We start from the raw sequence: 6235 nt of genomic DNA, 5'->3' as shown, positions 1-6235 counted from the left end.
TGGCTAGTGGTTCGCATATCCCAACGTCCACAGTGAACTTTCATCACCTAGTTGACGGACATGCCCGGCACACCAAAAAAAAACCGGAGAAATTCTCCGGCTTAGTCCATCATTTTCACAAGTTTTTTTGAAAATCCTAATAGGATTATACCAAATACAATGGTAACAAGTCCGATTAAACCAAACACTTGAAAATAACCTAATGATTCAGTGAAGCTTCCTAATTGTCCAGCTAAGATATTGGCAATACCTGAGCTTGCTAACCATACACCCATTAATAATGATGCGTATTTTAAAGGAGCAATTTTACTAACAGTGGATAGCCCAACAGGTGAAAGGAACAACTCCCCAACTGTATGGAAAAGATAAGTAACAACAATGAACAATAAATTAGCTTTTAAAGTAATATCATGTTCATTACTACCTGTTCTCATAATCGCCAACAATAAAACTAGGTAGCCAACACCAAGTAGTATCATTCCAAGTCCCATTTTGGTTGGAACCGCCATATCACCGCGTTTGGAATTAGCTAACTTAATCCAAAATGCAGAAACAATTGGTGCTAAGGCAACTATAAATAATGGATTTACAGATTGAAACCAAGAAGTTGGTATAACGAATCCAAAAGCATCACGATTTACAAATTTGTCTGTGTAAACGGTTAAAGCACCACCAGCTTGTTCAAAGCCTGCCCAGAAGAAAATAACAAATACAGTAAGAATAATAACAACAGTTGTTCTTTGTTTTTCTTTTTTCGTTAGTGGAGCTTTAACTTTTTCTCCAGTAGCAACTTCCTTAGGCTTTCCTACAGGCTTCTTACCAATATCGCCAAGGTAACGATTCCCTAAAAGATTAAAGAGAAGTTGTCCGATAACCATCCCAATCGCAGATGCCAGGAATCCATACTTATACCCATAGGCAATTACACCATTATTATGAACTGCAAAAATCTTATCTGTGATTGCACCAATGATTAATGGCGAGAAGAATGCACCGACATTAATTCCCATGTAGAAGATAGTGAATGCCGGATCACGGCGTGGGTCATCTTTCTCATATAATTCACCAACAATTGTCGAGATATTTGGTTTGAAAAATCCGTTCCCAATAATCAGAATTATTAAACCAGCATAAACACCAACCTCGCTATGAAATCCAAATAAGACAAGGTTCCCGATTGCCATTGTAATACCACCAAGCGTTATTGCTAAACGCTGTCCTAAGAAACGATCTGATAACCATCCCCCAATTAAAGGTGTTAAATACACGGCTCCTGTAAAGAATCCATAGAGTGCCAAAGCAAAACTTTCATTCATTCCTAAACCGCCACTAACTAGCGATTTCGTCAAATAAAGGACAAGTATTGCTCGCATTCCGTAATAACTAAAGCGCTCCCACATTTCTGTTAAAAATAACAAATAAAGACCAGGTGGGTGTTTTTTGCGCGAGTTGTTGGAATCATTATGATTTTTCATTGTTGCATCCATATTTCCGCACTCCTCAATACTTAAAAATTATTTTAATATAGAATTAGCATAATTTATTCACAATTAATACGTCAATAATTCAACTAGAAATAGTAATATTGGCAATCTTTTTAATTACAGAACTAGTGAAAAATGCACCTTGCAAACCCTTGTTATTATTTGTGTTTGAAATTTTTAACATGGTATATTATTACTTTTATACAAAATAAATTTTTGTAAAATAATTTTCAGTGAATCAACTTGCTTTCTTTTGCTTTTTTAGCAAATGTTCGACTAATACGATTGATAGGTTTTTTTAGAAAAACTCCAATAAGGAAGGATAACACTACAAAAATACACAAAATCAATACGTCTTTTTGGGCTATATCCCATAAGATTCCTCCTACTGCTTCTCTCATTAGGCTAATCGAGTAGGTAAAAGGCAAATAAGGATTTAATTTTTGAAAAAAGACAGGAGACACTTGAATTGGAAATGTCCCTCCTGACCCCGAAATTTGTAAAACCAATAACACAATTCCAATTGATTTCCCAATATTTCCGAATACAGAAACTAAAGTATAAACAATGATGATAAAAACTGCACTGTTCCATAGTCCAAAAAGGATAAACCATTGCTTCTGAAATACAAATGCACGCAGAAAATAAATGTCTCCAATCGTTACCAGCAATGACTGTAATAAGCCCAAGGTTAAAAACGTCAGAAACCGTCCCAAGAAAATTTCATAGCTTTTTAATTGCTGCCCCTCAACATCAACAGCTAAAAGGGAAATCAAAAGCATAGCCCCAACCCATAATGATAATGTTGTAAAAAATGGAGACATTGCCGACCCGTAATTAGGAATATGAAATAATTGTCTTTCTTTTAATAGCACTGGTTCCTTAAAAAAATTACTTTCCTTTTGAACATCATGCTTTAATAGATTAATGATATCGTGAATATTCTCTCTTTTTTCAAAATCGCGTATACGCTTTGAAATCTTTTTAATTTGCGTTTCTGCTGCAGGAAGTTCCCTCTTTATCGTTTTCACTGCGTTTATTCCTATAGAAGCCCCTTTTGAAGCATCCTTTAAAAGCTTCTTTATAGTTGGAAGATCATTATTCACTTGGCTTAGTATTTGTCCTGCATCCCTTACACTTTTCATTCCAACGTCTATTGAATGATGGACTTTCGGGACGATAACAGAATCATAATTTGTTACTAAACGATTCAAAATGATAGAGGCGGTACTCGATAAATCATTTATTTTTTGAATGACAGCTTGTGGGATTTGTTGGCCGGTATCTACATCATTTGACACTTCATTTAAAAGATTTATTTCTTGTTGAAATTGATTCATTACGGAAATAATTTGCTGCCTTATTGGACCCATTTCCTGTCTGCCGCTGATGTCATCCAATTGTTCTAGTGTTTTATTTATATGATCTGTAATGTCCACACCTGTTTGTAAATTGGAGATAGCCTTTTCAATCTCAGCTTTTGACACTGTATTATCCTGAATATAGGAAACAACACCTTGAGAAGTATCAGCTATTTCACTAGTTAAAAGCAAATTTTCTTTTATGGCAGGTTCTAATTTGTTTAAAATATCGCTGCTTTTTGTCATAAAATCCGAAAAATTGTTGGTAAGCTCGATACCGTTTTCGGTTATTTCTTGGACTTTTGGGAGGCTTTTTTGAGCATTCCTTACGATATTTTGTGCTTTCGTTGCATCATCCAATGCTATATTTACAAACCTATTAATTTCCGGAATATCCGCTTCTATTTTAAAAATGAGCTCCTTTACTTTTTCTATCGCAGGTAAATCCCTTTCTAATTCAACCCCAATTTCATGGAAAATAGAAAAAATAGATTCACTAGCTGTTTTCACAAAGTTTTTACTAATTTGATCTACAACTCCACTCGCACCGGAAGAAGTTATTTTTGGAGCTACAGCATTTATTTTTTCATTTACTGTATATACAATTACAGGCTTCATTGGATTAGCATTTAAAACAGACGTTATTTTCTCGGAAAAATCTTCTGGAATAGTGAGGCTAGCATAATATTTCCCGTGTTTCACCCCATCCATCGCGGTATCTTCACTCACAAATGTCCATCCTAATTTTTTATTTTTCTTGAGAGATTGGACAACTTCATCACCAACATTAATGGGTTTACTTCGTAAAACAGTTCCTTTATCAAGATTGGTTACAGCAACAGCAATTCCTTTTGTATTTCCATACGGATCCCAGGATGCTTTAATATTGAACCACGCATAAAGGGAAGGTAAGACAATGAGAGCTAACATAATAACCAATGCAACCCAATTCGTTATTATATTTTTCATATCCCTTAAATAAATGCGTAAAATGGTACCCATATATAGCTCCTTATGTCTTTCCATAATCTTCAATTGCTCTTTATGTAAAGGTTCTCCAAATGGGAATATTTTATTAGGTAAAAACAAATGCGCGGGGCACCTTGCTCATCGGCGTACGGATGAGTAAAATTTGAAGTTTAATTTTACCGAGTGAAATTTGTACTCTCAATTTCACCTGATGTTGACTTATCGTAAGGAGGAGACGAAAAAATCCGCTAGCCGATAGGTGCTGGAGATAGACGCAGACATTTTTTTACAGAATAGTTTTCTACAGTGTTATTTTTATGAACTTACAAATCCACAAAAAAAGCCTCGAGCATTCTTTCATACTCAAGGCAACTTTCTTATTGTAATTCTTTATCTAAAAATGCGTAAAATTCGACCCATTCGTCTATTACCTTTGAAGTAGGTTTCCCAAGTCCATGTCCCGCCTTAGCTTCGATGCGAAGAAGGATCGTGGATTCTTTATCCGCCTTTTCAAGTAGTGTTGCTGCAAATTTTTTCGCGTGGGCAGGCACTACCCTGTCATCGCTTTCCGCTGTTGCAATTAGAACAGGCGGATATTTTTGACCTTCTTTTATATTATGGAGTGGTGAATAGGCGTAAAGGAATGGGAAATGTTCAGGGTTTTCCGCATTTCCGTACTCAGGCACCCAATACCTTCCGATCGTGAACTTATGGTAGCGAAGCATATCGATAACTGGTACTCGACAAATAACAGCACCAAATAAGTCCGGTCTTTGTACCATACAAGTTGCCACTAATAATCCACCATTAGATCCACCCATAATAGAAAGCTTTTCTTTACTTGTATAGCCGCTTTTAATTAACCATTCACCTGCAGCGATAAAATCATCGAATACATTTTGTTTATTTTCCAGCATGCCTGCTTTATGCCATTCTTCACCATACTCTGTTCCACCACGAAGGTTCGCAACTGCATAGACACCGCCTTTTTCTAACCAACGTAGAACAGCCGGACTAAATGATGGGGTCATACTAATATTAAAACCGCCATACCCATATAAAATTACAGGATTTTGTCCATTCAAATCAAGTTCCTTATGGTGTGTAAGAAACATCGGTACTTTAGTGCCATCCTTGGAAGTATAAAAAACTTGCTTTGTTTCGTATGCGGAAATATCCATTTCTAAATGCGATTCCGAAAAGATTTCTAGTTTATCCTCGACAAGATTGTAGTGGTAAACGGTTGTCGGATGTAAAAAGGAAGTCATCCCAAAATAAATTTCTTCATCCTCTTTACTTCCTGTTAAATTCGTTAATGAGCCAATGATTGGGATGAAAATCTCATTCACAAACGTCCCATCAATTTTATAAACTTGGAGCTTATGGTGAGCATCATGAAGGGTTGCGACAACAAACCGATCCTTTACATATTTAACAGCATCAATAACATCCTGTTGCTCTGGTAAAATTTCTTTCCAATTCGATTTTTCCGGATTTGTTACATCAATAGCTATAATTCTGCCATTTGGTGCGTTTAAATTTGTTTTAAAATAGAAGGTAGTTCCGATATTTGTGATGTATGAATACTCTGCATCTTGTTTATCTAATAAACGTGTAAAGCCATCATTAGAATCTTGCTTCTTCAAGTAAAAACGATTTTCGGTAGCTGTTCCGAGATTAATATGTAAACATATATACTGTTCATCATCACTTATAAATGCACTGAACATTAATTCTTTGTCTTCCGGTTGCTCATGAATTAATTGATCTTCACTTTGAGAAGTTCCTAATTTATGAAAATATACTTTATTAAAATTGTTCTCATCTTCTTTGCTAACTGAACCTGGCTCTGGAAAACGACTGTAGTAAAATCCTGCATGATCAGGTGCCCAAGCTATTCCTGTAAACTTTACATGTTGGATATGGTCTACCAATTTTTCTCCGTTATTTATATCCATGACATGAAGCTCTTGCCAATCACTTCCATGTGTTGAAGTTGCATATGCAATATAATGGCCATCCTCACTAAAGGAGTAATTCGTCATTGCTACTGTACCATCTTCACTGAGAGTATTAGGATCAATAAGAACTGATTCCTGCTCTCCATCTTTCATGTATAAAACAGCTTGATTTTGCAAACCATCATTTTTTTGATAAAAGAGGCGATTCTTTACTTTTTTTGGAACGAAATATTTTGGATAATTCCAAAGTTCTGTTAATCTTTCTCTATCTTTATCTCGTGTAGTAGTTTGCTCAAAATAAGCATCAGCTTGCTCCGCCATCCAGTTTCCCCAATCTCTTGTATCTTGTGAGTTTGGATTCTCCAGCCAACGATATGGGTCAGCAACCTTTGTTCCGTGGAAATCCTCCACTATATCACTCTTTTTAATTGTTAACATCCTGATACCCCCTGAACCAATT

At 35.7% G+C, this 6235-nt stretch carries 3 protein-coding genes; all 3 read right to left on the bottom strand.

The window, feature by feature from the left end:
- Positions 1 to 101: 101 nt before the first annotated feature.
- Positions 102 to 1487, bottom strand: coding sequence for a peptide MFS transporter (locus AC3WJF_RS15455; RefSeq protein ID WP_492453720.1), 1386 nt, complete (start codon positions 1485 to 1487; stop codon positions 102 to 104).
- 227 nt (positions 1488 to 1714) lie between these two features.
- Positions 1715 to 3847 (bottom strand): YhgE/Pip family protein, encoded by a 2133-nt coding sequence (locus AC3WJF_RS15450; protein WP_492453718.1) that lies wholly within the window; start codon positions 3845 to 3847, stop codon positions 1715 to 1717.
- Positions 3848 to 4191: 344 nt separating this feature from the next.
- The gene (locus AC3WJF_RS15445; RefSeq protein WP_492453716.1) at positions 4192 to 6213 is read right to left on the bottom strand and encodes a prolyl oligopeptidase family serine peptidase; all 2022 of its coding nucleotides are present in this window, start codon (positions 6211 to 6213) and stop codon (positions 4192 to 4194) included.
- Positions 6214 to 6235 lie beyond the last annotated feature (22 nt).

The organism is Heyndrickxia sp. FW510-T9 (genome assembly GCF_058781025.1).
Note: the sequence above shows the minus strand (reverse complement) of the source record. Positions and strands in the feature narration are given on the sequence as shown.